General features: G+C 57.5%; 22 protein-coding genes, 1 pseudogene and 1 other annotated feature. Of the genes and pseudogenes, 11 read left to right on the forward strand and 12 right to left on the reverse strand.

The genetic code is table 11. From position 1 onward, the window contains the following. Position 1: 1 nt before the first annotated feature. On the forward strand, positions 2-2,629 hold the full coding sequence (gene acnA, locus J3A65_RS21850) for an aconitate hydratase AcnA (protein ID WP_209903772.1): 2,628 nt from the start codon (positions 2-4) through the stop codon (positions 2,627-2,629). A 211-nt stretch (positions 2,630-2,840) separates the two neighbouring features. Here acnA and J3A65_RS21855 read toward each other — a convergent pair whose 3' ends face one another. Genes J3A65_RS21855 through metC form a run of 5 tightly spaced genes read right to left on the reverse strand, consistent with a single transcriptional unit; the run spans position 2,841 to position 8,081 of the window. Continuing rightward, positions 2,841-3,587, reverse strand: a complete 747-nt coding sequence (locus tag J3A65_RS21855; RefSeq protein WP_209903774.1) for an amino acid ABC transporter ATP-binding protein — start codon at positions 3,585-3,587, stop codon at positions 2,841-2,843. Beyond that, entirely contained in the window at positions 3,584-4,681 is a 1,098-nt protein-coding gene (locus J3A65_RS21860) for an amino acid ABC transporter permease (RefSeq protein ID WP_209903776.1), read from the reverse strand. Before J3A65_RS21860 ends, J3A65_RS21855 begins: the two co-directional genes overlap by 4 nt. Continuing rightward, the gene (locus tag J3A65_RS21865; protein WP_209903778.1) at positions 4,678-5,829 is read right to left on the reverse strand and encodes an ABC transporter permease subunit; all 1,152 of its coding nucleotides are present in this window, start codon (positions 5,827-5,829) and stop codon (positions 4,678-4,680) included. The genes J3A65_RS21860 and J3A65_RS21865 overlap by 4 nt, the downstream gene beginning before the upstream one ends. 15 nt (positions 5,830-5,844) lie before the next feature. Next, entirely contained in the window at positions 5,845-6,861 is a 1,017-nt protein-coding gene (locus J3A65_RS21870; protein ID WP_209903780.1) for an amino acid ABC transporter substrate-binding protein, read from the reverse strand. 38 nt (positions 6,862-6,899) lie between these two features. Further along, a complete protein-coding gene (gene metC, locus J3A65_RS21875; protein WP_209903782.1) occupies positions 6,900-8,081 on the reverse strand; it encodes a cystathionine beta-lyase in 1,182 nt (393 codons plus the stop codon). A gap of 103 nt (positions 8,082-8,184) precedes the next feature. On the opposite strand from metC, the gene J3A65_RS21880 reads away from it, so the two are divergent. The 5 genes from J3A65_RS21880 (at position 8,185) to J3A65_RS23525 (ending at position 13,888) form a co-directional block, all read left to right on the forward strand. Then, the gene (locus J3A65_RS21880; RefSeq protein ID WP_209903784.1) at positions 8,185-9,069 is read left to right on the forward strand and encodes a LysR substrate-binding domain-containing protein; all 885 of its coding nucleotides are present in this window, start codon (positions 8,185-8,187) and stop codon (positions 9,067-9,069) included. A gap of 289 nt (positions 9,070-9,358) precedes the next feature. After that, the gene (gene aztA / locus J3A65_RS21885; protein ID WP_209903786.1) at positions 9,359-10,162 is read left to right on the forward strand and encodes a zinc ABC transporter ATP-binding protein AztA; all 804 of its coding nucleotides are present in this window, start codon (positions 9,359-9,361) and stop codon (positions 10,160-10,162) included. Between the two features lie 5 nt (positions 10,163-10,167). After that, complete coding sequence (gene aztB, locus J3A65_RS21890; RefSeq protein WP_209903789.1) at positions 10,168-11,037, forward strand: zinc ABC transporter permease AztB; 870 nt, start codon at positions 10,168-10,170, stop codon at positions 11,035-11,037. Between the two features lie 24 nt (positions 11,038-11,061). Then, positions 11,062-12,000 (forward strand): zinc ABC transporter substrate-binding protein AztC, encoded by a 939-nt coding sequence (gene aztC, locus J3A65_RS21895; protein WP_209903791.1) that lies wholly within the window; start codon positions 11,062-11,064, stop codon positions 11,998-12,000. A 1,258-nt stretch (positions 12,001-13,258) separates the two neighbouring features. Beyond that, a complete protein-coding gene (locus tag J3A65_RS23525; RefSeq protein ID WP_348635257.1) occupies positions 13,259-13,888 on the forward strand; it encodes a metal-binding protein ZinT in 630 nt (209 codons plus the stop codon). 350 nt (positions 13,889-14,238) lie between these two features. Here J3A65_RS23525 and J3A65_RS21905 read toward each other — a convergent pair whose 3' ends face one another. Next, positions 14,239-14,664: a VOC family protein gene (locus J3A65_RS21905; protein ID WP_209903795.1), complete on the reverse strand. Its 426-nt coding sequence runs from the start codon at positions 14,662-14,664 to the stop codon at positions 14,239-14,241. Between the two features lie 414 nt (positions 14,665-15,078). Here J3A65_RS21905 and J3A65_RS21910 point away from each other — a divergent pair, with 414 nt between their 5' ends. Then, positions 15,079-16,032 carry a TadE/TadG family type IV pilus assembly protein gene (locus tag J3A65_RS21910; protein WP_209903797.1) on the forward strand — a complete coding sequence of 318 codons (954 nt, stop codon included), beginning with the start codon at positions 15,079-15,081 and terminating at the stop codon, positions 16,030-16,032. 281 nt (positions 16,033-16,313) lie between these two features. On the opposite strand, the gene J3A65_RS21915 is transcribed toward J3A65_RS21910, so the two are convergent. Continuing rightward, positions 16,314-16,706 carry a hypothetical protein gene (locus J3A65_RS21915; protein ID WP_348635251.1) on the reverse strand — a complete coding sequence of 131 codons (393 nt, stop codon included), beginning with the start codon at positions 16,704-16,706 and terminating at the stop codon, positions 16,314-16,316. Between the two features lie 148 nt (positions 16,707-16,854). On the opposite strand from J3A65_RS21915, the gene J3A65_RS21920 reads away from it, so the two are divergent. Further along, positions 16,855-17,334, forward strand: a complete 480-nt coding sequence (locus J3A65_RS21920) for a MucR family transcriptional regulator (protein ID WP_209903799.1) — start codon at positions 16,855-16,857, stop codon at positions 17,332-17,334. A 68-nt stretch (positions 17,335-17,402) separates the two neighbouring features. Here J3A65_RS21920 and J3A65_RS21925 read toward each other — a convergent pair whose 3' ends face one another. The 3 genes from J3A65_RS21925 to J3A65_RS21935 all read right to left on the reverse strand — a co-directional run bounded on the left by J3A65_RS21925 (position 17,403) and on the right by J3A65_RS21935 (position 20,581). Then, complete coding sequence (locus tag J3A65_RS21925) at positions 17,403-18,557, reverse strand: acyltransferase family protein (RefSeq protein WP_209903801.1); 1,155 nt, start codon at positions 18,555-18,557, stop codon at positions 17,403-17,405. 81 nt (positions 18,558-18,638) lie between these two features. Next, on the reverse strand, positions 18,639-19,466 hold the full coding sequence (locus tag J3A65_RS21930; RefSeq protein ID WP_209903803.1) for a DUF4886 domain-containing protein: 828 nt from the start codon (positions 19,464-19,466) through the stop codon (positions 18,639-18,641). Positions 19,467-20,065: 599 nt separating this feature from the next. After that, positions 20,066-20,581: an EAL domain-containing protein gene (locus tag J3A65_RS21935; protein ID WP_348635252.1), complete on the reverse strand. Its 516-nt coding sequence runs from the start codon at positions 20,579-20,581 to the stop codon at positions 20,066-20,068. A 119-nt stretch (positions 20,582-20,700) separates the two neighbouring features. Then, positions 20,701-20,818, forward strand: a sequence feature (AL1L pseudoknot). On the opposite strand from J3A65_RS21935, the pseudogene J3A65_RS21940 reads away from it, so the two are divergent. Both J3A65_RS21940 and J3A65_RS21945 read left to right on the forward strand, forming a co-directional pair. Further along, positions 20,720-20,965 (forward strand): annotated as a pseudogene (locus tag J3A65_RS21940) (IS3 family transposase); the annotation flags it as partial. It overlaps the preceding feature by 99 nt. A gap of 768 nt (positions 20,966-21,733) precedes the next feature. Then, a complete protein-coding gene (locus J3A65_RS21945; protein WP_245341735.1) occupies positions 21,734-22,183 on the forward strand; it encodes a hypothetical protein in 450 nt (149 codons plus the stop codon). Positions 22,184-22,436: 253 nt separating this feature from the next. On the opposite strand, the gene J3A65_RS21950 is transcribed toward J3A65_RS21945, so the two are convergent. Then, the gene (locus J3A65_RS21950; protein ID WP_348635253.1) at positions 22,437-23,066 is read right to left on the reverse strand and encodes a GGDEF domain-containing protein; all 630 of its coding nucleotides are present in this window, start codon (positions 23,064-23,066) and stop codon (positions 22,437-22,439) included. Between the two features lie 944 nt (positions 23,067-24,010). Beyond that, positions 24,011-24,739: an SDR family oxidoreductase gene (locus tag J3A65_RS21955; RefSeq protein WP_209903805.1), complete on the reverse strand. Its 729-nt coding sequence runs from the start codon at positions 24,737-24,739 to the stop codon at positions 24,011-24,013. 425 nt (positions 24,740-25,164) lie between these two features. Here J3A65_RS21955 and J3A65_RS21960 point away from each other — a divergent pair, with 425 nt between their 5' ends. After that, complete coding sequence (locus J3A65_RS21960) at positions 25,165-25,557, forward strand: helix-turn-helix domain-containing protein (protein WP_209903808.1); 393 nt, start codon at positions 25,165-25,167, stop codon at positions 25,555-25,557. Positions 25,558-25,756 lie beyond the last annotated feature (199 nt).

Raw genomic sequence — 25,756 nt, forward strand, 5'->3', positions numbered from 1 at the left:
GATGACGATGATCAGCAAGTTCACCATCGAAAACAACGAATACGATATCATCGACCTTCCCGCATTGGCGGGCGGAGACCTCGAACGGCTGCCGTATATCCACCGCATCCTGCTTGAGAACGTTGCTCGCACCGCCGGAACCGATGCACCACGCGCAGCCTGCGCCATCATGGCCTGGCTTGCCGACGGCACCAGCGAGCTCGAAATTCCATTCCTGCCGACCCGCGTGCTGATGCATGACACGACCTGCGGCCCGGCCCTTGTCGATATCGCCGGCATGCGGTCGGCTCTGGCAGAGGCAGGCGGTGACCCTGCCTTGCTCAACCCGGTCGTTCGGGTCGACGTTTCCACGGACCACTCGGTCGCGGTGGATTTCTTCGGGGGCGCCGGTGCTCTGCAGCGCAACATGACGCGTGAGTTCGAACGGAATCTCGAGCGTTATAGGTTCATGAAGTGGGCAACCAACACGCTTGCCGATTTTCACGTCCATCCGCCCGGCACCGGCATCATGCACACGCTCAATTTGGAGCGACTGGCAACGGTCGTCAGCGTTATCGCCAAGGATGGTCGGAACTGGCTTGCGCCCGACACGCTGATCGGCACCGACAGCCATACGCCGATGATCAACGGGATCGGTGTCCTCGCCTGGGGTGTCGGCGGGCTCGAGGCCGAGAGCGTTTTCTTCGGCATGCCGGTTGCGCTCCGCGTGCCCGATGTCGTCGGCGTCCGCCTGACCGGCAGGCTGAAGGACGGCGTTCTTGCCACCGATCTGGCGCTTGGAGTGACGCATATCCTTCGCAAGATCGACCTTCAGGACAAATATGTCGAGTTCTACGGGCCTGGCGTATCGACATTGACCGCTGGCGATCGCTCGGTTGTTGCCAACATGACGCCGGAGTTCGGCGGCAACAGCGGTTATTTCCCGATCGACCAAAGCACGCTTGCCTATCTCCGCTCGACTGGTCGGACGGACGCGCAAATCGATCTGGTGGAAAAATACTCCCGGCGCGTCGGCCTGTGGTTCGATCCGAATGCCAATCCTACCTATACCAGCGTCCTGGATATCGACCTTTCGGATATCGAGCCCAGCCTTGCCGGACCGACGCGTCCGCAGGACCGGATCGCCATCAGTGACACCGCAGCAGCGATCGCGCCGATGAAAAAGCCGACAGCCGTTAATGTCGGAGCCGGCGAACCTAATGATGGCGCAGTCGCAATCGCGGCGATTACCAGTTGCACCAACACATCCGATCCGCGGCTGGTGATCGCAGCCGGCCTGCTTGCCCGCAAAGCTAGGGCCTACGGCCTGAAACCGCTGCCTTGGGTCAAGACTTCGCTTGCGCCGGGTTCGCCTACTGCCGAGCGCTATCTTCGTCGATCGGGACTGTTGGCCGACCTCGAGGCCGTCGGCTTCGGGATCGTCGGCTTCGGCTGCACGACCTGTATCGGCAATTCCGGTCCGCTGACGCCGCAAATTCTTAAGGCGATGGCTGACCGGGACATCCTGCCCGTCGCAGTTCTCTCTGGAAACCGCAATTTCCCCGGTCGTGTGCATCCGCAGCTCGAGGCAGGTTTCCTGGCCTCTCCACCGATCGTCATCGCCTTTGCACTGGCAGGCACGGTCGAACTGGATATCCTGACCGATGTCATAGCGGTGTCCGATGCCGGAGAAGACGTTCGATTGTCGATGCTCTGGCCAACCAGCACCGAGATCGACGATGCGCTTGCTTTGGCCTCCGACCCGAGCGACTTCATGCCGGCCTATGACGAAGCGGAAGCAAGCCGCGTCTGGCATGAACTCGATGCGCCGACCACGACCGTCTTTCCTTGGGACGAAAACTCGACCTACATCCGGCGGCCGCCGTTCGCGGGGCTCGGCGAAGGCAGCCTGCTCGGCACCTATGCGGCAAGGCCGCTGCTGGTACTCGGCGACGATATCACCACCGACCATATCTCTCCGGCAGGCGCGATCGCTGCCCAGAGTGAAACGGGGCGCTACCTGATCGAGCGGGGCGAAAGCCCGACGGACCTCAATGTCCACGCCTCGAGGCGCGGCAACTGGGAATCAATGGTTCGCGGCCTCTTCACCAACCGTACGGTCCGGAACAAGCTGGGGGATGATCTCCCGCCCGGCTCGACCATTCACTGGCCGTCTCAACGGATCATTCCTTTATGGAGTGCAGCCGAGCAGTACGTAGCAGACAACCAGCCCGTGGTGATCGTCGCCGGCGAACGATATGGCATGGGCTCGTCACGCGACTGGGCCGCCAAGGGCGCATCGCTGCTTGGTGCCCGCGCTGTCCTTGCTCTGACCTTCGAGCGTATTCACCGCTCCAACCTGATCGGCATGGGAATTCTGCCGCTACGGCTTCCGGTGGGCTGTGGACCGGATGCGCTCAAGCTGGCGCCGGGTGATCTGATCGAGATCAACGCCCATGCAGACCGCATAGAGCCTCGCTGCCCGATAACCGTCACCATTAGACGAAACGGAGGCGGTGAAGCGTCCTTCACGGCAATCGCTGCGATCGAGACGGGAGCAGAGGTCGATATCCTCAAAGCCGGCGGAATCCTACCTCTGATACTAAGTGATGTGCTTGCGAAATCCGATTCCGCAGCGGAGGCGCTCTGATTTTTGGTCTGCCTTCGCGCAGAACTGCTGAGCTCGCCTTCATAGTCCAAGCCAGCCATCCCGGAGAGCAAGTATTTCTTCAAATTGGACAAATTTTATCCAAATAGTAGATGAACTAAGGGGTCGACGGTTCGTATCCGTTCAAGGCGGCCGATCGGACGGTTTGTGTCGGCGCGCCTCCGATCCGTTTGTACGTTTGGCGGTGACACATTCAGTGCATGATATTCGCCAAAAATCGCCGCGTGCTATCATGCGAGGGAGTGTCGAAGAACGCGTTGGGCTCATTGACCTCGATCACCTCTCCCGCTTCCATGAACACCACACGGTCCGCCACCTTTCGCGCAAACCCCATCTCATGGGTGACGACGATCATGGTCATACCTTCTTCCGCAAGAGTGACCATGGTGTCGAGAACCTCTTTCACCATCTCCGGATCGAGAGCCGAGGTTGGCTCGTCGAACAGCATGACCTTCGGCGTCATGCAAAGCGCCCTTGCGATCGCCACGCGCTGCTGCTGCCCTCCGGACAGCTGACCGGGGTATTTGTCGGCCTGTTCGGGGATGCGCACCTTTGCCAGGAAATGCATGGCCATCTCTTCCGCGTCTCGTCGACGTTTTCCGCGGGCCAGGATCTGCGGCAGCGCGCAGTTCTCCTTGACGGTTAGATGCGGGAAGAGGTTGAAGTGCTGGAACACCATCCCGACCTCCCGCCGGATCGCATCCAGGTTCTTGACGCTGTCGCCGAGCAAGATGCCATTGACGGAGATACTGCCGCGCTGGTGCTCCTCCAGCCGGTTGATGCAGCGGATAAGGGTTGATTTCCCGGAGCCGGATGGACCGCATACGACGATCCGCTCGCCGACCGCCACGGTGAGGTCGATGTTCTTCAGGACGTGGAAGCTGCCATACCATTTGTCGAGGGCGGCCACTTCGATAGCGTTCAGGTCATTCACGGTCATCGATAGCTCCGGGATTGCACGCGGATTTCAAGCCAGCGGCTGTAGTTCGATATGCCGAAGCAGATCATGAAGTAGATCGAGGCGACGAAGACGTAGCTCTCGACATAGGGAGCACCCCATACGGGGTCGGTTGCCGCTACGCGGGCAGCGCTCAGCATGTCGAAGACACCGACTATGAGTACGAGGCTGGTGTTTTTGACCATCACGATCGCCGTGTTGGTCAGTGGAGGAATGACTTTCTGCAGCGCCTGCGGGAGGACGATGTGCCACACCGCTTTCCATCCGGGGATGCCCAAAGCCTTGGCAGCCTCGATCTGGCCGGCGGGGACACCCTGCAGGCCGCCGCGGATCACTTCTGCCAGGTAGGCGGCGGCAAACACCGTCAGTGCTGCCAGCGTGCGCCCGAGCTTGTCGATCGACCATCCTGCCGGAAGCAGCAGCGGCAACAGGATGGAGGCTACAAACAGCAGCCCTACCAGCGGCAAGCCGCGGACCAGCTCGATCGTCATCAGGGACAGCATGCGGGGGATCGGTAGCGATGATCGTCTTCCGAGCGCCAGGAAGACTGCGAAGGGAAAGCCGAGGCCGAGCGACAGCAAGGCAAGCAGCAGTGTCACCGGCAGCCCGCCCCAGCTCGATGTCGGTACCGGCGTCATGCCGAGGAAGCCGCCCCACATCAGACTGAGCATGACGGCCACGGACGCGACCCAGACAGCGATCAGTCTCTGGCCCCAGAGCCGGGGAGAGAGCGAGGCAAGGATCATCGCAAGGATCAATCCCATGACCAGAAGCGGTCGCCATTGTTCGTCCGGCGGATAGACACCAAACATGATGAAGCGGAATTTCGCCGCGATGAAGGCCCAGCAGGCACCGGCTTCGCGGCAGGCGGAGGGATCGTCGGTGGCCCACACCGCGTCCAGCACCGCCCAGTTCAGTGCCGGGATCATCAGGATCAGTAGCAAGCCGGTGGAGACGGTCAGCACCGATGCCACCAGATCGCCGAAGAAAAGCTGCAGGAGGGGCCTTCGCGGTGGCCTTGGCGGAGCGGATGGCTCGATATGGACAGCTGTTGAGGCGACATCAACTACGGTCATCGTGCCTCCACCAACGCGACATGCGCATTGTACCAGTTCATGAACAGCGACACGGCAATGCTGATGGTCAGGAAGATACCGAGCAGCAAGCCGATGCTCTCGATCGCCTGGCCGGTCTGGTTGATCACCGTGCCGACCACGAGGCCGAGCTCCGGGTAACCGACAGCCAGCGCAAGCGTGGTGTTTTTGACAGTCGACAAATACTGCGATGTCATCGGGGGAATGATGATGCGCAGTGCCTGCGGGATGATGATCTTGGTGAGCGTATGCCGTTCCGACAGCCCGATCGCGCGTCCGGCCTCCCACTGCCCGATCGACACGGCGTCGATGCCGCCGCGGATGATCTCTCCGATAAAAGCGGAGGTATAGATCACCAGGCCGAGCATGAGGGCGGCAAATTCCGGCGACAGACGCAGCCCGCCCGTGAAGTTGAACCCCCGCATTTCGGGAAGGCTGATCACGGCACTTGGCTGGAGAAGCAGCGCCGCGCCGAGGGCAACGACGGCCGTAAGCCCAAAAAGCGCCAGAACAGGATGGCGGTCATGCCACCGGCCTGTTCCCATCATGAGGTGACGCAAGCGCCAAGCGCCCAAGGTCACGAGGATGACGAGGCCGATCATCAGCCAGGCCATGGCGTCCAGTTCCAGTGCGGGAATGTAGAAGCCCCTCAGCGACAGGAAGACGCCGGGCAGCGGATTATAGGCCTCGCGCGGCGCCGGCAGCGCTGTGGTTGCAAGCGCGTACCAGAACAGCAGGTGGACGATCAGCGGCATGTTGCGCATGGTCGTCACGAAGACGCCGGCGACGCCTGACGTCAGCGGATGCTTCGACCGCCGCGCCAGTCCGACAAGCAAGCCAAGCGCCGTCGACAGAAAGATTGCAAGGACCGATATCGCCAGCGTGTTGCCGACGCCCGTGACGTAAGCCCAGAAGAAACTGTCGGAGGGGTCGTAGGGCAGGACGCTTTCCGAGATCGGGAAATTGGCGCGACGCCAGAGGAAGTCGAAGCCGACCCTGATCCCGCGGGCATCGAGGTTGGTGACGGTGTTGTTTACAAGCCAGAGGAGGAGGGCGGCAAAGCCGCCCAGCAGAAGGATCTGCCCGCCCCAGCTTCTGAACCGTCTGTTATCGAGAACAGCGGAAATCATGATCGACACCAATCGCTATTGAAAGGCCATCGGGAACATCAGCCCGCCATCGGAAAACAGCCTGTTGGGACCGCGTTCGATCTTGAGAGGACTGCCGGCACCAAGGTTGCGGTCGAACATTTCGCCGTAGTTGCCAAGCTGCTTGACGATATTGTAGGCGAACTTATCATCGAGTCCGAGCGCCTTGCCGTTACCGGGCTCGACTCCGAGGAAGCGCTTTACCCGCGGGTCGTCCGAGCCCATCATTTCGTCGATGTTGGCCTGGGTGATGCCGTAGAGCTCCGCATTGAGGAGTGCCTGGATCGACCAGTTGACGATATCCGTCCAGTTGTCGTCGCCGTGGCGCACGGCCGGTGTCAGGGCATCCATGTACTTGGTCGCCGGGAAGATGACGTAGTCGTCGGGCTTGTCGGATTGCGTGGCGCGAACGGAAGCAAGCGCGGCCGCATCTGTGATGAGAGCATCGCAGCGGCCGGAGAAGAAAGCCTGGCGGGTGGCGGCAACGTTGTCGAACACGACCGGGTTGAGCTGCAGATTCAGCTTGGTGGACACATCGTTGACGACGACCTCGGTGGTCGAGCCCGTCTGTACGCAGACTGATGCCCCCGTCATCTCTTCCACTTTGGTCACGCCGGATGCCTTTGCGACCATGAAGCCTGTGAACTCGTAGTAGGTCGGCGTGGTGAAGTTGATGCCGTTCGCATCTCGCTGCAGTGTCCATGTCAGGGTGCGGGGCAGGATGTCGATTTCGCCGGTCTGGAGCGCCGGAATGCGCTGCTGACCGCTCAAGGGGACGAACTCCACCTTGTCCTTGTCGCCGAAGATGGCGACTGCCACAGCGCGGCAGGTTTCGACGTCGAGGCCGCTCCAGTGGCCTTTGTCATCAGGGGATCCAAACCCAATGGTGCCTTGACTTGCGCCGCAGACGATGCGGCCCCTCTCCTTCACCTTGTCGAGCGTTGGTCCTGCGTGTGCCGTCGTAGCCATCAGTGTGCCGACGACTGCCAAAATGCCGATTGTCCAGTTTCTCATGTTGTCGTTCCCTTTGTTATTTTTGGTTCGTGATTTGCTCAGACAGCCTTCTTCACGGCGGGCGCTGTCGCGATCGCTTCGACGATCGGCTCGAGGTCTGCCCAGAGATCGTCTTCATCTTCCAGGCCAACGTTGATCCTCAAGATCGTGCCGGCATGGGCATGAGCGTCATTCGCGCGGGTGATGGTCATCGGTGCAAGAAGGCTGTGGGTGCCGCCCCAGGAGGCGCCGATCGAGAAGGTCTGCGCCGCCGTCAAGAGGTCGGGGAGGGCAGCCTCTGCGTGCGGGGGAATGACAAGGCTGAACACGCCGCTCGCGCCGGCAAAGTCCCGCTGGAAGAATTCATGCCCGGCGGCCCCGGGAAGGGCTGGATGAAGCACCAGTTCCGGCTCTACGCGCTCTGCAATCTTCCTGGCGAAGTCCAGGGCAACCCGCCCGGAATGTGCAAGGCGGACGCCCATGGTTTCCATGCCGCGAAGCGCCAGCGCGCAATCATCAGGCGAAACCCCCATCCCGATCATCCGCATGGTGTCCTTCAGCCTCTTGTGGAGCGCGATGTCCTTGACCGCGATCGAGCCCATGAGAAGGTCGGAATGGCCGCCGACATATTTCGTCAGCGCCATCGACGAGAAGTCCATGTCATGGGCGAGCGGCTTGAAGTAGAGCGGAGTCGCCCAGGTGTTGTCGCAGCCGGTCAGAACGCCGCGGGATTTTGCGGCCGCGACGATGGCGGGAATATCCTGGATCTCCATCGTCGTAGACCCGGGCGATTCCGTCCAGATCAGCTTGACGGTGTCGTCGATAAGGGTTGCGATGCCGGAGCCGATCATGGGGTCATAGATGCGGTAGGAGATGCCGCGCGGCTTCAGGTAGTTCTCGCAGAAGCCCGCCACCGGCGGATAGGCGCTGTCGGGAATGAGAACCGTGTCGCCGGGCATCAGTGCAGAGAGGAAAACCACAGTGATGGCGGCTTGTCCCGAGGGAACGAGAACTGTCCGAAGCCCCTGCTCCAGAGCCGTGATCGATGCCTCGAGAGTGCGGGAGGTCGGTGTCCCGTGGAGGCCGTAGGTGTAGCCGTCGGGGCCTCGCTTGGAGCGGTTGGCATAGGCTTCTGCGCTGTCGAAGACGATTGTCGATGCCCGGTAGGTTGGTGTTGCAAGGCTCGCAAAACCTTGGTGGGAAACTTCGGGCCGCTTTACGCAGAGCGTCTTGTCACGCATGAACTGTCCTCATTGGATATTTTCCAACAGTCTAAGCAGGAGCGAGGTAGACAAACAATTGACCAGAGGATCTAAGTCTATGCGTAAACCGTATAGGTGAGGGATGAACTTCCGTCAGATTGAGGCCTTTCGCGCCGTCATCATCAGTGGCACCGTCTCGCGCGCAGCCGAACTCATGGGCGTGACGCAACCGAATGTCAGCCGCCTGATTGGCGAACTGGAAGACTCTGTTGGATTTGCGTTGTTTGACCGAGTTAAGGGGCGGTTGATTCCGACTCCGGAAGGACAGGCATTCTACCGCGATGTCGATGCCAGCTTCAAAGGGCTTGATCTGCTGCGCTCATCCGCGGCTCGGATCCGGGATTTCGGTTCGGGGCAGATCCGCGTGGCAAGTCTGGCCGCTGCTGGATCAACGATCGTGCCGCGTGCAGTGAAACTGTTTCGGGAAAGCTACCCCGCAGCGATCGTGACGCTCAGCATCATGTCATCTGCTGCTGTACGCAACCATATTGTCGATGGTGATTTCGATCTCGGTCTCGCGGCCGATGAAGTCGACTTGTCAGGCGTCGAACATCAGGTCTTCGGGAGCTTCCCGGCGCTATGCGCCATCCCGCCGGGCCATCCTTTGGTAAAACGAGACGTTGTCCGGCCGGAGGACTTTCATGAAGTGGATTACATAGCGTTGTCGGCAGAGGATCGAGCTCGGCTCCAATTCGAGCGTCTCTGCGCCGAAGCAGGATCCAGACCTAATCTTGTAATTGAGACCCCTTTTGCCATCACGGCCTGCGCACTTGCGCTTGAGGGAGTAGGCCTGGCAATCGTCAACCCACTTTCTATCGATGGTTTTGCTCAGCGCGGCCTGATTTTTCGACCCTTCGAGCCCTCGGTCTACTTCAAGAGCTACTTATTGTTTCGGCCGGATATTCAAAAGGCGAGCCTTGTGCGAGCCTTTGTCACGGCACTGATGGCAGTTCGTAACGCAAGATAGAAACTACTACTGGTTCTCGCCGCCGCGAATAAAGGGTGTTTCGCGGACTGACTGCGGATAAGTGCCCTCTTTCCCACGCGGGTCCCGGCGGAAGACAAAATACACTTCATCGAAGCGGTTCGTGAAACATCGCCATCGCGACCCCTGGCCGTTTGCCCTGTTTTCTAAAAATCGTCGAACTTCGTTTTGTCCCAGGGTTGCGTCCTCTCTCCCAAGTCTATAAATGTAATAACATTACGTAACGGAGGGCGCGTTGCTCGCCATGCGCCGCGGGAGATAGACAGTAGTCGTGACTGAAGCATGCCTTACCTTTGACAATCTGACCTTGGGCTACAATCGCCATCCTGCTGTGCATCACATGACCGGTGTCGTACGCAAAGGAAGCCTCGTGGCCGTTGTTGGCGGGAACGGATCGGGTAAATCGACCCTGATGAAGGGTATCGTTGGTCTATTGCGACCTATGAGTGGTACGTGCTCGATAGCACCGGGCACCCGCTTCGCTTATCTGCCACAGCTTTCCGAGCTGGATCGCTCTTTTCCAGCTCGTGTGCTTGACCTTGTGTCGCTCGGGCTTTGGCCCAAAAGGGGCTTGCTGGGTCGTCATAGCGCAGAAGACCGGCAAGCCGTAACGCAAGCGTTGCTGTCCGTCGGCCTGGAAGGGTTCGACAAGCGTTCCATCGACACACTTTCGGGAGGCCAGATGCAGCGAGCGTTGTTCGCGCGTGTCCTTGTGCAAGATGCTGATCTCATTCTGCTTGACGAACCATTCAACGCTGTCGACTCCAGGACGCTTGCCGACCTGATAGCGCTCATCAAGCACTGGCAGGATCAAAGGCGGACTGTCATGGTCGTCGTGCATGACCTTGATCTGGTGCGCGAGCATTTTCCCGAGGCGCTTCTTCTGGAGCGGCGGCCGATTGCGTGGGGTGAGGCGCGTCAGATACTGTCTGCGGAAAATCTTCTTCGCGCACGTCAGTTCGGCGAGGCATGGGACGAGAACGCCCGATGGTGTGGTCAACAAGCTCACCACCTGCATGAGACAATGATTGGTCATGACGGCATCGCGGCGTCACCGGCACGTGGCGGGATGTAATCCATATGCTCTATGAGACGTTTATCATACCGTTCGTCGAGTTTGGATTCATGCAAAGGGCGCTGTTTGGCGCATTCATGTTGTCGCTCAGCGCTTGCCCGGTCGGCGTCTTCCTCATGTTGCGCCGCATGAGCCTGACCGGCGACGCAATGGCGCATGCGATCTTGCCTGGTGCAGCTGCCGGCTTTCTGTTTTACGGCCTTGAGATCGTTCCTATGACCATCGGTGGTTTGATTGCTGGCGTGGTCGTAGCACTGGGGGCCGGCGCCGTCGCCCGGTTCACGATCCAGAAAGAAGACGCCTCTATGGCCGCCTTTTATCTGATTTCACTCTCGCTTGGCGTGCTCATGGTTTCTTTGCGGGGCTCAAGTGTCGATCTTATGCACGTCCTGTTCGGATCGGTGTTGGCGCTGAACGATGATGCCTTGATCCTAATCGCCATGGTGTCGGTGATAACGCTTTGTGCTCTTGGAGTTTTTGGACGGGCGCTGGTGGCTGAATGTATGGACCCCTTGTTTTTCCGCTCCGTGTCGCGCCTGGGCTCGCCGGTCCATTTCCTCTTCCTTGGTCTCGTCGTCACGAATCTTGTCGCTGGCTTCCAGGCGCTTGGCACCTTGCTCGCGGTCGGATTGATGATCCTGCCTGCGGCTGGCGCACGCTTCTGGACGCAAAGCGTTGCAACGATGTGCTTGTTGTCGGTTGCGATCGGGGTGTGTTCCTCAGCCGTCGGCCTCCTTTTGTCTTACCATGCATCCTTGCCATCAGGACCAGCGGTCATGTTATCGGCAGGTTCTGTCTACTTTTTCTCGGTCATCGCTAGCCCTCGTGGCCTGCTTTTGTCGCACCTGCGGCGCAGCGCTCACCGCAGCGCCTGAACCGCCCCGGCACTGGAAAATATAATGAAGAACCTGAGTAAGCTCATCGCCAGGATGACAGTTGTGATATTCGCCTCATTGGCTGTTCCCGCTCTTGCCCATGCGGAAAAGCTGTCGGTTGTCGCCAGTTTCTCGATCATCGGCGATTTCGCCAAAGCGATCGGCGGCGAGCGTATTGCTTTGCGAACACTGGTTGGTGCCAACAGCGATGCTCACGTTTACGAACCAAAGCCAGCTGATGCATTGGCGTTGGCCAAGGCGGACGTCATTCTGGTAAACGGGTTGCTGTTCGAGGGCTTTATGGACCGTTTGATCCAGGCAAGCGAAGCGACAGCAAAAGTGACCGTTTTGACCGAGGGCGCGGACATCTTGAATGATCCGGCGGGTGGCCATTACCACTATGTCGACGGAAAGGCGGTCTTTCATGCAACGCCGAACGATCCCCATGCGTGGCAGTCGGTTGGCAATGCCAAGATCTACATCCAGAACATTGCCAAGGCGTTCTGTGCCGCAGATGCACAGGGCTGCTCGGCATATGACGCAAATGCGACCGCGTACGCAGAACAGTTGGCGGGTCTTGCCAAGGAGATCGAGGCAGCTGTGAGCGCGATCCCGCAAGAGCGGCGTGTGGCGGTTGTCGCGCACAATGCCTTTCGCTACTTCGAGCGAGATTACGGCGTGACCTTCTTAGCGCCCCAGGGCGTTTCAACCGAATCTGAGGCATCCGCCGCAGACGTCGCCTCGCTTATTCGCGAGATCCGCGAGAAGCGTGCTGCTGCCGTATTTGCAGAAAACATTTCGGACGCACGCCTTGTTGAGCAGATCGCCTCAGAAGCCGGACTAACGCTCGGCGGCACCTTGTATTCGGACGCCCTGTCGCCAGCCGGTGGACCTGCGTCGACCTACATCGACATGATGCGTCACAACGTCCAAACCCTCACATCTGCGATCAACCGCGGCTGAGTCACCGTCCAACTGCCGGAAAAGCCGCCTTTTGAATGTTATGTAATATCATAAATAGGAGAGATGAATGAGACATTTAATCCGAGGCGTATCTGCGTTGGCGCTATCAACGGCCTTGCTGGGATCGGCGGCGCTCGCTCAGGATGATGAGGACAGTGTAACACTTTACCGCGTGTTCGTCGGCGACCATAAGGATCCGAAGGTCACGGCGTTTGACCTGAGCAAGCCCGAGAAGCGCTGGACGTTCGACACAGTCGGCCAAAATAAGCTTTACAGCGTCAATGAAGGCGCCAGCGTTGTCGCGGTTCAGTCTGACAATGATGCCGTCAATTTTATCAATAGCGGCATTTCCCTTCACTCGCATGGTGACCATTCCGACATCACGATTACCGATCCGTCGGCCGTGGAAAAAGCCTTGACCGGCCCGCGCCCATTTCACGTCATCGACCATGACGGCAAGATCGTCATCAACTTCGACAAGGGTGGCTACAACGAGATCGTCGACGCTCATGAGCTGACCGATGGCCAGATTGGATCGATACGCCTGAAGCAGGCCCGAGCTCATCATGGGTTTGCGGCGCCTGTCGGAAACGGCTGGGTAACGACGGTCGCTTCCGATGCTCCGGTCGAAGGCGATTCTGCTCCGACGCGCGTCGGTTTGCGTGCGGTGAAGGAAGACGGCACGCCCACAGGTGATGTCGCATCCTGCACAGGTATTCACGGCGAAGCCTTTTCCGGCGCTTACCTCGCAGCGGGATGCAAGGAAGGCATTCTGACGGTGATGGCGAGCGCCGATGGCCCAGTGACCAAGATGCTGAACTATCCTGCCGACATGCCGAGCGGCGAGACGACCGGCACGTTGCTGGGTGCCAAGAGCATGCAGGTGTTTCTCGGTAACTATGGCGCCAAGGGACTTGTCGTTGTTGACCCCGCGGACGAGCCGAACTTTCGCTACATCGAGCTTCCTTTCCGCCGTATCGACTTTGCGCTTGATCCTGCCAATGCCCGCTTTGGTTACGCATTGACGGAAGATGGCACTCTCCATCAGATCGACGTCCTTGATGGGAAGCTTGCTAAAAGCGCTAAGGTGACAGATCCCTACTCGATGGATGGGCATTGGAACGATCCGCGTCCGCGTATCGCCATGGCGGGCGATGACATTGTCATGACCGATCCCAATGCCGGATTGGTGCGTCGCATCTCCAAGACTGAACTTAAGGAAGTCGGCACGATCAAAGTTGAAGGCAAACCTTATAACATTGCGGTTGCCGGTGGCAGCGGCAAGGTCCACGAGCACGCTGACGGTGATGCTCATGACCATAGCGGGCACGAGCACGCTCACAGCCACGGCGATCCCAAGATCTACGCCGGTTATTTTGAGGGCAGTCAGGTCAAGGATCGCCCGCTGGGTGATTACGCTGGCGATTGGCAGTCGGTCTATCCTTACCTTAAGGACGGCACCCTTGATCCAGTATGGAAGCATAAGGCTGAAAAGGGCACTTCAAGTGTAGAAGAGATCCGCGCCGAGTACGAAGTCGGTTACAAGACGGATGTAGACCGCATTACCATCGACGGTGACGTTGTCACATTCTTCAAGGGCGACCAGGGGTCCAAGGGCACCTATGCCTATGACAGCAAGGAAATCCTGACCTATAAGAAGGGCAATCGCGGCGTCCGGTTTATCTACAAGAAGACAAAAGGCGATGTTAGCGCTCCTCAGTTCATCCAGTTCAGCGATCACGGAATTGCTCCGAACAAGGCTGACCACTACCACCTGTATTGGGGCAACGACCGCGCCGCGCTACTGAAGGAAGTCACCAACTGGCCGACTTATTACCCGTCTTCATTGAAGGCAGACGAGATCGTCAGTGAAATGAAAGCTCACTAATCGATCGAGCCTTTCCAGACATCCGGTCATGACTGATCGGATGTCTGGATTATGCAGCGCATGGGTATCCGAGGGCGGGCCGGGGAGAGGCAGACAGGCCACATCGTCCGGGCCCGAGCTCACGAGCATTAAATCCTGCTGCTCGACAAGCCCACCAACCATCTCGATATCTACCATCAGATTGCTATCCTCCGCGTGTTGACGGTTCTAGCCCGAATGTAGCTTATGGCTCTGCCGCGGAACCTTAGTGCCGCATTGCCAAAGCTGATGATGCGGTCCCGTTAATTAAGATTACGAACATCCGGTTGATCGGTACCGCTGTCTCAGACAGTGGAATAATATTCGAAGTTCTAGTCAGCGGGAGCAAGCAGGTGAGGGTTCCAAACGACATCCCATAGATGTCCGTCCAAATCACGGAAATAGCCAGCGTAGCCGCCGTAAAAAGTTGTCGCCGGGGCTTTTACGATCTCGGCTCCCGCTCGCCCTGCGGCGTCTATAACCGCATCGACCTCTTCTTTGGTCGAGACATTGTGCCCGATGGTGAAAGACGTCGAGCTAGGAGGATCTAGCGGCAAGCCTGTGTCATGAGCGACGTCTACCTGCGACCAAAGCGCGAGCTTCAAGCCACCAGCAAGATCGAAAAAAGCTACTGCGCCATGTTCGAACTCACGTCCAATGATGCCTTCCGTTGGCAGGCCAAGGCCGTCGCGGTAGAAGGAAACAGATTTCTCAAGGTCCTTAACGCCAAGCGTCAACACTGTTACTCTAGCTTCCATGCCCAAACTCCCACATTGTCGCGCGCACCATGCACGCGCATTGTAGTCTTGGGCCGCAAGAGAACAGCGGAAGGACCCATATTGATGGGGGCTGGGCCAACCTTCCCGAGCCTAACCTGTTTTAGACGGCAGGATGCTAACTTGCGGCCATTCCGTCGTCAAGACGACTGCCGTTGCGCGGAGCCGGAGAAGACCTCTCCCTAGCAGTTATGGATCAGGTGAGACGTCGGGGAGGGCGATCTTCGCTAAGTTGCGGATCGGCCGAGACTACGAGGGCGGTCTATTAGTTAGTAAACGCTAATAAAGCAATTCCGCAATAAGCAACGCCAAGTGTTGACGTCTAATATACCGTGTTCCTTACGTTCGTTTTTACCTCCCACTTCTAAAAACAACGAACACGCTGGGGGGACGACTTTGACTATACGAAATATCTTACAGGATCGCGGTGGCAACTTTGGTATGATTACGGCTCTTGTGGCGACGCCGCTGATCATAGCTGCCGGTGGAGCGATCGACTACACCTTGGCAACCCGCGAGAAAGTTAGCGCACAGGGTGTTGCCGATAGCGCGGCGCTCGCTGGCGCACGCGTCTTTAACGGAACGAATGCAGGTGCCGCCAAGGTTGCAGCTGAACGTTTTCTAGCGGGTTACGCAAAGAGCTTGCCGGCCGGTATGACATATAACGTTTCCATGACCGGGCAGACAGTGCTGGTGACCGTTAGCGGTAGTTCGCAAAATGCTTTCTTGGGGATGGTCGGCCTGAAGACCATTCCTATTGGTGTCGCTGCCTCGGCCATAGCGCCGATGAAACCAAAGTCAGTCACTTTCACACCCACGCAAGCCCAGGGCTTTTGGTACAAGAAAGTATCGATCCTTGTTACACGGGCTGGCAGCTCCGCAGAGCAAGCCATCGGAACTGTTATCTATCAACCAAAGACACAGCAAAATTCCGGTCAAGGGGATATGACGATATCTCCCGGAGAGGAGTTCGAGCTAGGAAAGTACTCCAAGCTCGTGCTGCAGATGGAAGTTAAGCAAGACGGATGTCCGCTTGAGTACAAGGCGAAAGTGCACCCGAACAAGGACGTTTTCTGCGAAAAGTTAGGCAAGGGTCAAGCTGGATACACCGCCTCACTGAAGTACGACACCGTATTGCGCACTGACGATCCCAATACTAGCCACTACCTGTTCGTGGACAAAGTGCAGATGCCCAAGAATGCGGCTAGCCCACTGGATAAGATCCTGGAATGCGATCAGAAGGTCAACCACGCGTGGGAGGACGGCGGCGGGTTTGAGCGTCAAGACTTCTTCTACACTGCCGCATCCGTTTGCGCGCCGGATGGTGAATTCGTTCGGTTGACCAAATGACATCAAGCTGACGAAGGAACAACTGGATTCGATTGAGCGGAGTACTTAAGGCTTCCGCCAGCGCTGATTCGTAAGTTGCGGAATCGTCCGTGGCCTGCCACCTGCATGAGCTCGGCGCTGGGGAAGCGAAAAGGTGCCCCTGACCGCGTGGTTATTGGCGCACAATCGTTTGCTGTCAGATCAGCTTGTTGGACAGACGCTGCTTTAGGAAGGCCAGCACCAGCACCTCCTCGGGTCGTAATCCCGCTACATGATCGCGCAGCTCACGCTCTCTCTCATGTTCAATCTGCAGTATCAGCGTCTCTGACATGTAGCTCTCGATGACTTCGGGGCACGTAGCAACGCCGACAAACCGCGGGGGTGTTACCAAGCGTAGCCGCCACCTTCTCGAGTGCGGTACGGACATTCTTCTTAGCGGCCGCCTCACTGTCAAACTTTTCAAACTCGATCAGCGCCAGCGCCGCAAGAACAGTACCCGTCCAGGTGCGAAAATCTTTCGCTGTGATGTCGCTTCCGCTGATTTCGCGCAGGTAAGTGTTGACGTCGCCTGAACTGACCTCACGCTGTTCTCCCTCATCATCCACGTAATGAAACAGGTGTTGGCCAGGAAGGTCTCGGATTTTTTTAACAATCTTGGCAACACGACGGTCGGCGAGCGTCAGGTTCCACTGCACTCGCCAAGCGCTTAAAAAACAGACATTGCTGAAGCCTGCTTACAATAACATTGCCGGTTTCCTCTGGTTTGGACCTCGTAAAAACCTTTCAAAGCAGCGGCGCACCCGCTATTGAAAAATCGAATTGCATGGTTGTTTGAATAAAATAATGCTCGAAAATACCTTTGATGAGAACCCCGTCGCATCTGAACCCGATCCAGTTGTTGCACTCACGGCCTGTATCGTAGCAGCCTATGTCGTAAAGCACACGGTACCGACTGCACAGGTCCGAGATCTGATCGGGCAGACCTTCCGCGCCCTTAAGGGCCTTGAGCAACAAACTGACGCCCCCGCCGTATCAGAAACTAAAGAACCAGCCGTCTCGATCCGACAATCTATCAAAGAGGATTATCTGATAAGCCTTGAGGACGGACAGAAATTCAAATCGCTGAAACGGCACCTGATGGTCCAATACGGTATGACCCCGGAAGAATACCGGTCAAAGCGGGGCTTGCCCAGCGACTATCCGATGGTTGCTCCAGACTATTCGGCCAAGCGCTCGAAGTTGGCAAAAGAAACAGGGCTGGGAACCGGGCGCAGGCGCGTAGCTGCCACGAAGACGTTACCTAAAAGGCAGGCCGACACGTGAAGACGCAGCTATAGGCTGCGTCGCGCTCATAATTTCGATCAACTATACCGCTGAAATCCCAGCAGGACCTAGACTGCCTCTGATGGGGGCTTTCGAAGTCCACTCCTTCCTCGAGCGATACCGCGAACTATCCGCGTAAGATAGGAAGCAGCCAATGACTTCACCTCTGCAACAAGCACGCAGATAAATGCTGTGATGAGGATGATTGGGATAAATGAATAAATGTCGAGTAGGCCTGCCTGTGCGAAGTGATAGGCAGCGAGGACGATCACCGTCTGATGCACGATATAATAGGTCATGATCGACCCGTTCAAATGCTTGATGATCCTGTTCGGGCAGCTGGCAAGTCGGCCTGCAAAGGCGAGGAGCGTGAGGATAGCGCTCCACTGGAAGGTTGACCGGATAATTCGAGCTACACCGATGAGAGCTTCTGACATCTCCTCACGAGGTATCAACACGAAGAGAGCCGCCAGCGCGGAAAGCGACATTGCAGCGGTGCAAAGGCTGATCCATCGTTGATCGTCAACCTCACGCCAAAAGCTGCGCTCGTTGATAAGCAGTGAGCCTACCATGAACATAGAGCAATACACCGCATGAGAATAGAAATCAGTGGTGATGACAAGCGTCTCGTGGAAGGTCGGATAGAGGCTCACTCTCAGGACTGAAAGAAATGCGATAGGAGCTAGGAACAGTCCCTTTCCTCGAAGGTGCGCGGCCAGCGTCGCCGACAGGCCGGGCCAGCGCCGCATAATCACGGGATGGGCGATAGACCAGACGAAAATATAGAACCAGAGATAGGCTAGGAACCACATATGCTCCAGCCGGAGGTTTGATATGAAGTAGGATGTCCAAAATTCCCAGTAGGAGAGATCAGGCTTGGGATTGTACGGCGACACATAGATTTGTGGCGGGACAACCAGGAGAACGCCTAGCACAAAGGGTAAAAGCAGCTGTGTCGTGCGGACGCGACGGATCTCGGCAACAGATCTCTTTTTGAGAAGAGATGCCGTCACAAGACCGGAGATGAAAAATAACAGGCTCATTCGCCACGGATGAGACCCTAGCGCAATCAGATCGATCAGAGTGCTGGTATCCGAGGAGTGTATCCACCAGCTCTTCGCTCCGTAAACGAGGCTCGAATGGTAGATGATGAGCGTCCCGAAGCAAAAGACGCGCAGGGCATCAAGGTCGTGACGTCTTTCGTCCGTGTGAACAGTTGTCATATATTCGCTCCCCCAGCACAATATACAACTTATGGAACGTTAAATATTCGTTGACGCAACCTATCCAACTGCAAGGACCGGTCAGTCCTCCGTACCCTTTGCCAGATACCTGGACACCGTCTTTCTCAAAGCTTCGGCCTCCTCAGAAGAAATTCCCTCAGGCCTGAACGTCACGTTTGCTATCTCGTCTCCGGAAAAATAGCCGTAGAACATCAGTGCGGCGAGGTAGCTGCCGTAGATCGAAGGATGGTTGCAGTCGTGGTAGAGATTGACATGCTCCGGCTGGCTTTGCAGCTCTTCCCAGAGCCTGCCAACGTTGACTAGGTCCACTCCTGTCAGCTTTGCGAGACGTGCATGTTGCTGCTGGATATTGAAATGCATTTCAACAAAGCCCAAGGGCGAAAGATCGCTGGCTGATGTTGGCATGCCGGCATTATCGTTGCACTGGTCAGTGTAGCGCCATGTCACGAACATCACGGGCAGAGATCCCTTCGCCTGGACCTCCCTGATCAGGTTCTGTGCGTCAACCCAGGCTGAGGCGGATCGTTTCGAACTGTATTGATCGCTGCTCAGCACCTGAAGAACCACATGATCCCAGTGCTGCGACAGTAGCCGCTGGGTTTGCTCGCTTTTTATGTGGAAGCCAAGGCTGACGCCGGGTTCGGCATCCATCTCAATGTGCAGTTTCTTTGAATAGCCTGCGGAATCAGCAATTTTCCGGACCATGTGAGGCATATCATTATAGAATGTACGGCTGTTACCGATAAACAGCACAGTCTGCTTGGGCCTCGTGTCGAAATGGTCAAAGACTGATTGGACGCCTTGGCTCAGGTACCCATTAAACGGCGGTAGGAAGATCAGGCAACCAGCCAGGACTGCCAGCAGTGCGCTATTTCTCAAGAGCTGCAATATGTTGCGATCCCATTCATGCGGCCGATAATCTACGATTAGCGGTAAAGGCGTAAAGGATGAGTTGCGCGAACGTGATAAAGCCGGGCGTATCTCAATGCCTCTCAGACGTAAGAGGACGTCCCTCGCCGTTGGGAGCGGCGGGCAGCATTGCGAACTGTCGTCTCTTGACAATAAGAACCGTCAAAGAGGACGCCGGACAACAACGACGCTAGCACTACGCTCCTTCGAACCCACCGAAGCTGGTCGAGATGCCTCCATCCGTCATCACGACCTCGTCGGACCGATGAGCGTTACAAACTCCGGTAAGAGGGCCGGGCGGTTTGGCTGCTGCGAGCAGGACCGCAGCCGTCAGCAAAACGAACAGAAGAAAAAGGCACATGCTCTCTGTGTTTCGGCGATGACATGATTGTACGCATGCACGTGTCGTAGCAAATGCTCGAGCGACGTCTCGAGCATCTTCGTTGAAATCGCGCGGCACCTTGCGTATTCTCGAAAACCACCAGACGCTGCTGCGTGATGGTCATGACATCAAGGCCGTGACCGTCGAGGTATTAATGCACCCGGAAACCAGTGCGCTTTTCGTTGTCGCCCGACCGTTAGGCCGCAGCAGCAAGCATCGCCTTCGCGGAAGCCGGTATGGCGAGGTGTTCGAAGCTTGGCTTGGCCAGCAGGTAGCGCTGGATGAGGGACACGCCCAGGTCCCGAAGTGCCGACATTTCGCCGACGGTTTCGACGCCTTCGCAGAGCGGCACGATGTTGAGTTCTTCGAGCATCCGCAACGTGTGCTTGACGATGGTGCGCCGGACCGGATCGGTGTCGATCCCTCTGATCATGTCCATATCCAGCTTGACAATATCGGGCTGGAAATGACTGAGGAGGCCGAGGCCGGAGTGGCCTGAACCGAAGTCGTCGATCGCAGTTTTAAAGCCCATATCCCGGTATGTCCGTAGGATGTGAAGGACGTGCTTGGTATCCAACTCCTCGTTCTCAGTGAACTCGAAGATGATGCGATCAAGCGGAAAACCCGTCTTCATGGCCGTGGCAAGCGTCAGGCGGATACACGCCCGCGGTTCGTAGACGGCGTTCGGCATGAAGTTGATCGACAGTTTCACGTCGTCAGTGGGTCATCGCTCGCGACACCATGCATCAAAACCAGTGGTTGGCAGCGTTGGAAGAGTTAGGCGGCGCAGCCGAGGTTTGACGGACGATCCGGAAATGAAAGACATGTTGTCGTTCCTCCTGTCGGGTGAGGAACTCGACCGCCCCTTCAATTGATGATCTCGTTTATTGCCGAACACCGTGGTGTGTTCGGGGTAGAAGCGTTCTGCAGACTGCCGCCGATCGCCCCTTCAACCTACTACGAGAATGTCACCAAACGCCTGGACGTGGATCGCCTGTCGAACCTCGCCCGCAGCGATCGGATCGAGATACGTCGTGTCTTCGAACAGAACTTTCGCGTCTATGGCGTTCGTAAGGTCTGGCGGCATTTAAACCGTGCAGAGACGGGTTCATGTCGAGTTTCTATGGAATGCCGCGTTTTGAATCAGCGGCTGTGGATTTTTACCAAGCGTTAAGGCTAGCAGCGCTCGTTCTTGGAACGAGGCGCCGTACAGTGCTTTGATCGATGGACAGGAGAATCAGATGCGGAACCTGTCCACGCTTTTCGCGATCGCCGCAGCCTTCGCTGCAGTGCTTTATGTCGCTGCGGTCTTCATGAGTTACTGGTGAGGAAAAAGCCGATTGGCTTTGCCGGCGCTTCGGCTATCCTACGCTCGCCATCGGATTTCATTCGGGCTGGCGGCCGGAGGTCTAGCGTAGCGGACTGCACTCTCGGGTGCGCGCTAGACCTCTGTGCCGGGGCTAGATCTAGCCTATGGCATAGTAAGCCGGCGCCCGGTACGGTTCTCTCACCGTGGCGTTCCCCTCAATGCATCCACGGTAGAGGCTCGGCGTCGGTAGTCGCTTCCCTTCCACAGGCTCCGGGCCTCACTTTTCATCATTGAATATCGATAATTGCTCACGTTGCACCCAAATGCTTACTAAGCATAACTGCCTTCCGAGGGACGGGGGTAGTTCCGGAGAGCCGGTCGCGCCGCCGCAACATCGGCTCTCCTACAGCATTCATTCGCATCTGTTCGCATCCTACCGGCAAAGGTCCGGGACGATACTCATTAGTGTCAGCCTTAAGCTATTGGTCTCCTACCTCTCCACCCCATGCCGAGCTGACGCCAAATGCTTGGTACACGAGCGGGCCGGTCGACGCCGTGCAGCTTTGCCGCCAGATGCTCGACGGCATCGACACCCTCATCCGTCGCTGGATGTTCGACCCGAAGAAGAACCATCCACTGATGGATCTGCCCAACCAGATCATTGTCACCCAGATGACTGCAAGCGAGCATCCGTCCTCGATGGCCGGCCGCGCCGAGATCATCATCGACGCGCAGTATCTGCCGAGTGAGAAGGACGAGTTTGCCCTCGGTGGCCTTGTGAAGCGCGAGATCGAAGAACACGTCCGCAACGTCTGCCAGGCCGATCCTTATCTGCGCCAGCATCCCGCCCGCGTCGAATGGATCCTCGATGCAGATTGTACTGAGATCCCTGCCGACAGCCCGTTCGTGTCGATCTTCCAGCAGGCGGTGGAGACGGCCAACCTATTGCTCGCACTGCTCGTCCTCAAAAGGAAAGAGCAATCAAGAACTCCCAAGCGTGCTTGATGTAGTTCGCTGTTGCTATCTTTTACAGTTTCAAGCGGAACCTGAAATGCGCGTTGGCCGGGGTTGCCAGGGGCGGCGCATCGGAGATTTTTAGCCATGACAGTCGCGCAGATGGTCGGCGCTCTACCGTTGTCGCGAGCCGCGGGCAATTCCGCCATCCTTCGCCACGATCAACTGCTCGTGCAAATCGCCTGACAGTGCTGATGCGATGGTGCTCTCGTTCGAAAGCGCGACACCGAACTAGAACGCGCCTTCACCGCGACCCGCGACTCAAAGTGCGAGGGAGCGGCTCGGACCTCAGCGGAAATTCGTTTGGGCAGGCGGTCTCAACGCGATTCCGTCCAAGGGCTTTTGCTCGGTACAGAGCACCATCGGCGCTCGCGAGCATTTCCGCGAGGTCATGGCAGTCCGGTGCCGCAAGACCAATACTGACGGTCGCCTGGGTCTTCAGGCCCTCTGCTCGCGCGGCTGTGATGGCGAACCGGCGTGCGATCACCGAGCCACGACTGAGAGCTTGATGATGGTTGCACCGTGGCAGGAGTGCGGCGAATTCCTCACCACCCAGCCGGACAAGAAGCGCGTCGGGTCCCGCTTCTTCGCGGGCGGTCTCTGCGAACAACTTGAGAATCTGATCTCCGACTGGATGGCCGTGACGGTCGTTGATCGCCTTGAAGTGGTCGAGGTCGAAGGCAAGCAGGGAGACGGGGTGGCCTTGCCGCTCCCTGATGATCCGAGCTGCCTGCTCAAAAAAGGCGTGGCGGTTCGCAAGCCCGGTCAACTGATCGGTTTGCGACAGGCGGAGCAGGTGCTGCTTCTCCTCCTCTCGAACGATCATCAGAAAGGACATCGGCATCGCTACAGAATACAAGACGGCCTCGTACATCGTCGCCTTTCCGATGGTGGAGAGAATATCTGGCCCGTACTGCTGGAGGAGGATAGGGGCGATGAACGCGCGGCCGAGGTCCCGTGTGGCAAGACCCAACTCTGTTGCACACCGCAGTAAAGTCTGTGTCGTGTTTCTGTGAACAGTGGCAGCCTAGTCAGTCTGGCGAGAACGAGCCAACGACGAAGTGGTAGCGCTCATCATACTTCCACGAACACTTGCCAACCGACCAACCTCACAATAGCTTACGTTATGCGCGGTAGAATTCCCTCTGATGTTTTTCTCCGGCCTGAAGACCTGGCTCTGCTCGAAAGAGTATTTGCGCAGGCAGTGCCGATACACGACACGCATCCCGACGAGCTCGCGATGCTGCTTTTCCGCTTGTTCCAAGAAGGAATGCGAGACGAGAAGAAACTGCTGGCAGCTGCCGAAGCGTGGTTCCTGTAAGCCAACCAAGCGCCCTTCGACCCGATCGAGAGCGAGGAGGTCGCAGATGCGTCTCTGTTACCTTCGCAAGCGGAAAGATCGAACAGTACAATCCGGTCGTCATTGCGGAGGGCGTAGGTTCATCGTCCCGCGAACTTGTATTCCCTCGACAGGCTGACACAGCGTTCCTCCACCAATAAGCTGATGAATTGTCTAAGGAATCCTAGTGATTTGACCTCTAATGACCGGGTCGTAGGTTCTGGTCCCATCAAGGCGAAGATACTGATACGCCAGCACTTCATCTACATTCTGATCCGATCGCCAACCTATTTCAAATTACACGACACGACATTTTGCCTGAGCATAAGAGGTATCTGCGGAAGGCATCTTTCGCTGGCCTCTCATCCGTCGAGTTTACGATGCCTGCTGGTTGCCTGCGGCGGATACGCTGGGTCCGACCGTCGGCCACGCGCAGACGCAAAGCTGCGAAGCGCGCGGCCAGCCGCCTTTTGTGCGCGTCAGACCTGAGCCATGCCACCATCGACGGCCAGTTCCGCGCCGGTCGTAAAACTACTCTCGTCGCTGGCAAGGAAAAGGACTGCAGCGGCAACCTCGTCTGGCCGGCCCATGCGCCCCAGCGGGATCATGCCGGAAAGCGCATCCCGGATCTCTTGCGAGGCTCCGGCCATCATCGCCGTATCGGTCGGCCCGGGGCTGACGACGTTGACACGGATGCCTTTGGGAGCAAGTTCGTTGGCCCAGGTGCGGGTGAAGGAGCGGACAGCGGCCTTTGTGGCACCGTAGACGCCATATCCCTTGGTGCCGATCTCGCCCGCGATGGAGCCGATCAACACGATCGTCCCGCCGGGCTGCATGAGCTGAATACCACCTTGTGCCGCGAAAACGAGCGAGCGGACGTTAAGCCCGAATGCACGATCGAAATGGTCTTCGGATATGTCTTCCAAGGGTGCGTATTCGGAAAGACCTGCGTTGACGACAAGGATGTCGATGCGCCCCTGTTCCGACTTTACCTGCTCGAAGACACGAGTCAGGTCGGCGGTGTTGCTCGCATCCGCCTGGATGCTGCGCATGCTGCCTGTGCCTGCTTCTTCTGACACGCCATCCGTGCCCTTGCGGCTGGTCGCATAAACCTGTGCGCCCTCGTCGGCAAACCGCTGCGAAACGGCTCCACCGATGCCGCCTTGTCCCCCGATAACGAGGGCAATTTTGTTGTCTAGTCTGGTCATGTTGGCTCCATTAAAAGTGACAGGCGATAGATATATATTTCATATCTAGGGTCAATTACGCACTTTATATAGAGTAGATATCGATGAGTATACCTGTGTAAGCCGAGGTTGAAGACTTGCCAGGAACGCTGGTGGACCGATCGAATTTCAACAGTGTCCGCCTATGTAGCTGCGCTCGAAAACAGTTATACCGACCGCGCGATTTCCGATGCTTTTGCCGGCCTTTTCAGGATCTCCACTTCTGCGACTGGTGATGAAGACATGTGCACCCTCGGCACAAAGTCACTCCGCAACAGGCAGGCCAATACCTTGGCGACCAGCCACCTCGTTACTCGTTCGAGCCATCGTAAAGCCTTCCCCGAGCGGTCTCACAGTGATATACGCAGGATACCTGATATCATTTAACCACACGGATTAGCCCAAGCATGGACCAGTATAGCGACCTTGAAGCCCTTTCTCAGCGTGCCTGTGGCGACATGGCGCAGGTGCGCCCGGTACTCGACAAGATCGCTGACAAATGGACGATCATGATATTAACGGTGATCTGTCCCAAACCGTCGCGCTTCAACGAAATAAAGCGGCGTCTCGACGGGATCACCCACAAGGCTCTGTCAGACGCATTGAAGAGGCTTGAGCGGAACGGTCTTGTGACCAGAACCGTACTCCCAACGCAACCGATTGGCGTAGAATATGCCATCACTCCACTAGGCCATTCTCTGCGGCAGCCGTTTGAGGCACTGTGCGACTGGGCAGAGGCCAATGGCGACCAGGTCGAGGCGGCCACGCGGCGCTATGACGACAGTGTCGATCGCCGCTGACAAGGTTGCCGCGTTCGCCGGGGGCTCGATCTGGAAGATGCACGTCGCCTCCTCACGGCATCCCGACCGGATCAAAGGACACAGGATGGGATTCCAAGGGCATAGCTGATTTTGGCAGGATATCGGACTAAGGGGGCGAGTTTTCCGGCTCGGGAGGCGGACTGCGCGTGATCCAGCGCGTGATGAGAGGGCTTCCGGG

The sequence above is a fragment of the Rhizobium sp. PvP014 genome, assembly GCF_017876855.1.
GTDB lineage: Bacteria > Pseudomonadota > Alphaproteobacteria > Rhizobiales > Rhizobiaceae > Neorhizobium > Neorhizobium soli.

Bases quoted from the DNA above. Each gene is read 5' to 3' on its own strand.
- acnA (WP_209903772.1), top strand. From the start codon at position 2: ATGACGATGATCAGCAAGTTCACCATCGAAAACAACGAATACGATATC.
- J3A65_RS21855 (WP_209903774.1), bottom strand. From the start codon at position 3,587: ATGACCGTGAATGACCTGAACGCTATCGAAGTGGCCGCCCTCGACAAA.
- J3A65_RS21860 (WP_209903776.1), bottom strand. From the start codon at position 4,681: ATGACCGTAGTTGATGTCGCCTCAACAGCTGTCCATATCGAGCCATCC.
- J3A65_RS21865 (WP_209903778.1), bottom strand. From the start codon at position 5,829: ATGATTTCCGCTGTTCTCGATAACAGACGGTTCAGAAGCTGGGGCGGG.
- J3A65_RS21870 (WP_209903780.1), bottom strand. From the start codon at position 6,861: ATGAGAAACTGGACAATCGGCATTTTGGCAGTCGTCGGCACACTGATG.
- metC (WP_209903782.1), bottom strand. From the start codon at position 8,081: ATGCGTGACAAGACGCTCTGCGTAAAGCGGCCCGAAGTTTCCCACCAA.
- J3A65_RS21880 (WP_209903784.1), top strand. From the start codon at position 8,185: ATGAACTTCCGTCAGATTGAGGCCTTTCGCGCCGTCATCATCAGTGGC.
- aztB (WP_209903789.1), top strand. From the start codon at position 10,168: ATGCTCTATGAGACGTTTATCATACCGTTCGTCGAGTTTGGATTCATG.
- aztC (WP_209903791.1), top strand. From the start codon at position 11,062: ATGAAGAACCTGAGTAAGCTCATCGCCAGGATGACAGTTGTGATATTC.
- J3A65_RS21905 (WP_209903795.1), bottom strand. From the start codon at position 14,664: ATGGAAGCTAGAGTAACAGTGTTGACGCTTGGCGTTAAGGACCTTGAG.
- J3A65_RS21920 (WP_209903799.1), top strand. From the start codon at position 16,855: ATGCTCGAAAATACCTTTGATGAGAACCCCGTCGCATCTGAACCCGAT.
- J3A65_RS21925 (WP_209903801.1), bottom strand. From the start codon at position 18,557: ATGACAACTGTTCACACGGACGAAAGACGTCACGACCTTGATGCCCTG.
- J3A65_RS21950 (WP_348635253.1), bottom strand. From the start codon at position 23,066: ATGTACGAGGCCGTCTTGTATTCTGTAGCGATGCCGATGTCCTTTCTG.
- J3A65_RS21955 (WP_209903805.1), bottom strand. From the start codon at position 24,739: ATGACCAGACTAGACAACAAAATTGCCCTCGTTATCGGGGGACAAGGC.
- J3A65_RS21960 (WP_209903808.1), top strand. From the start codon at position 25,165: ATGGACCAGTATAGCGACCTTGAAGCCCTTTCTCAGCGTGCCTGTGGC.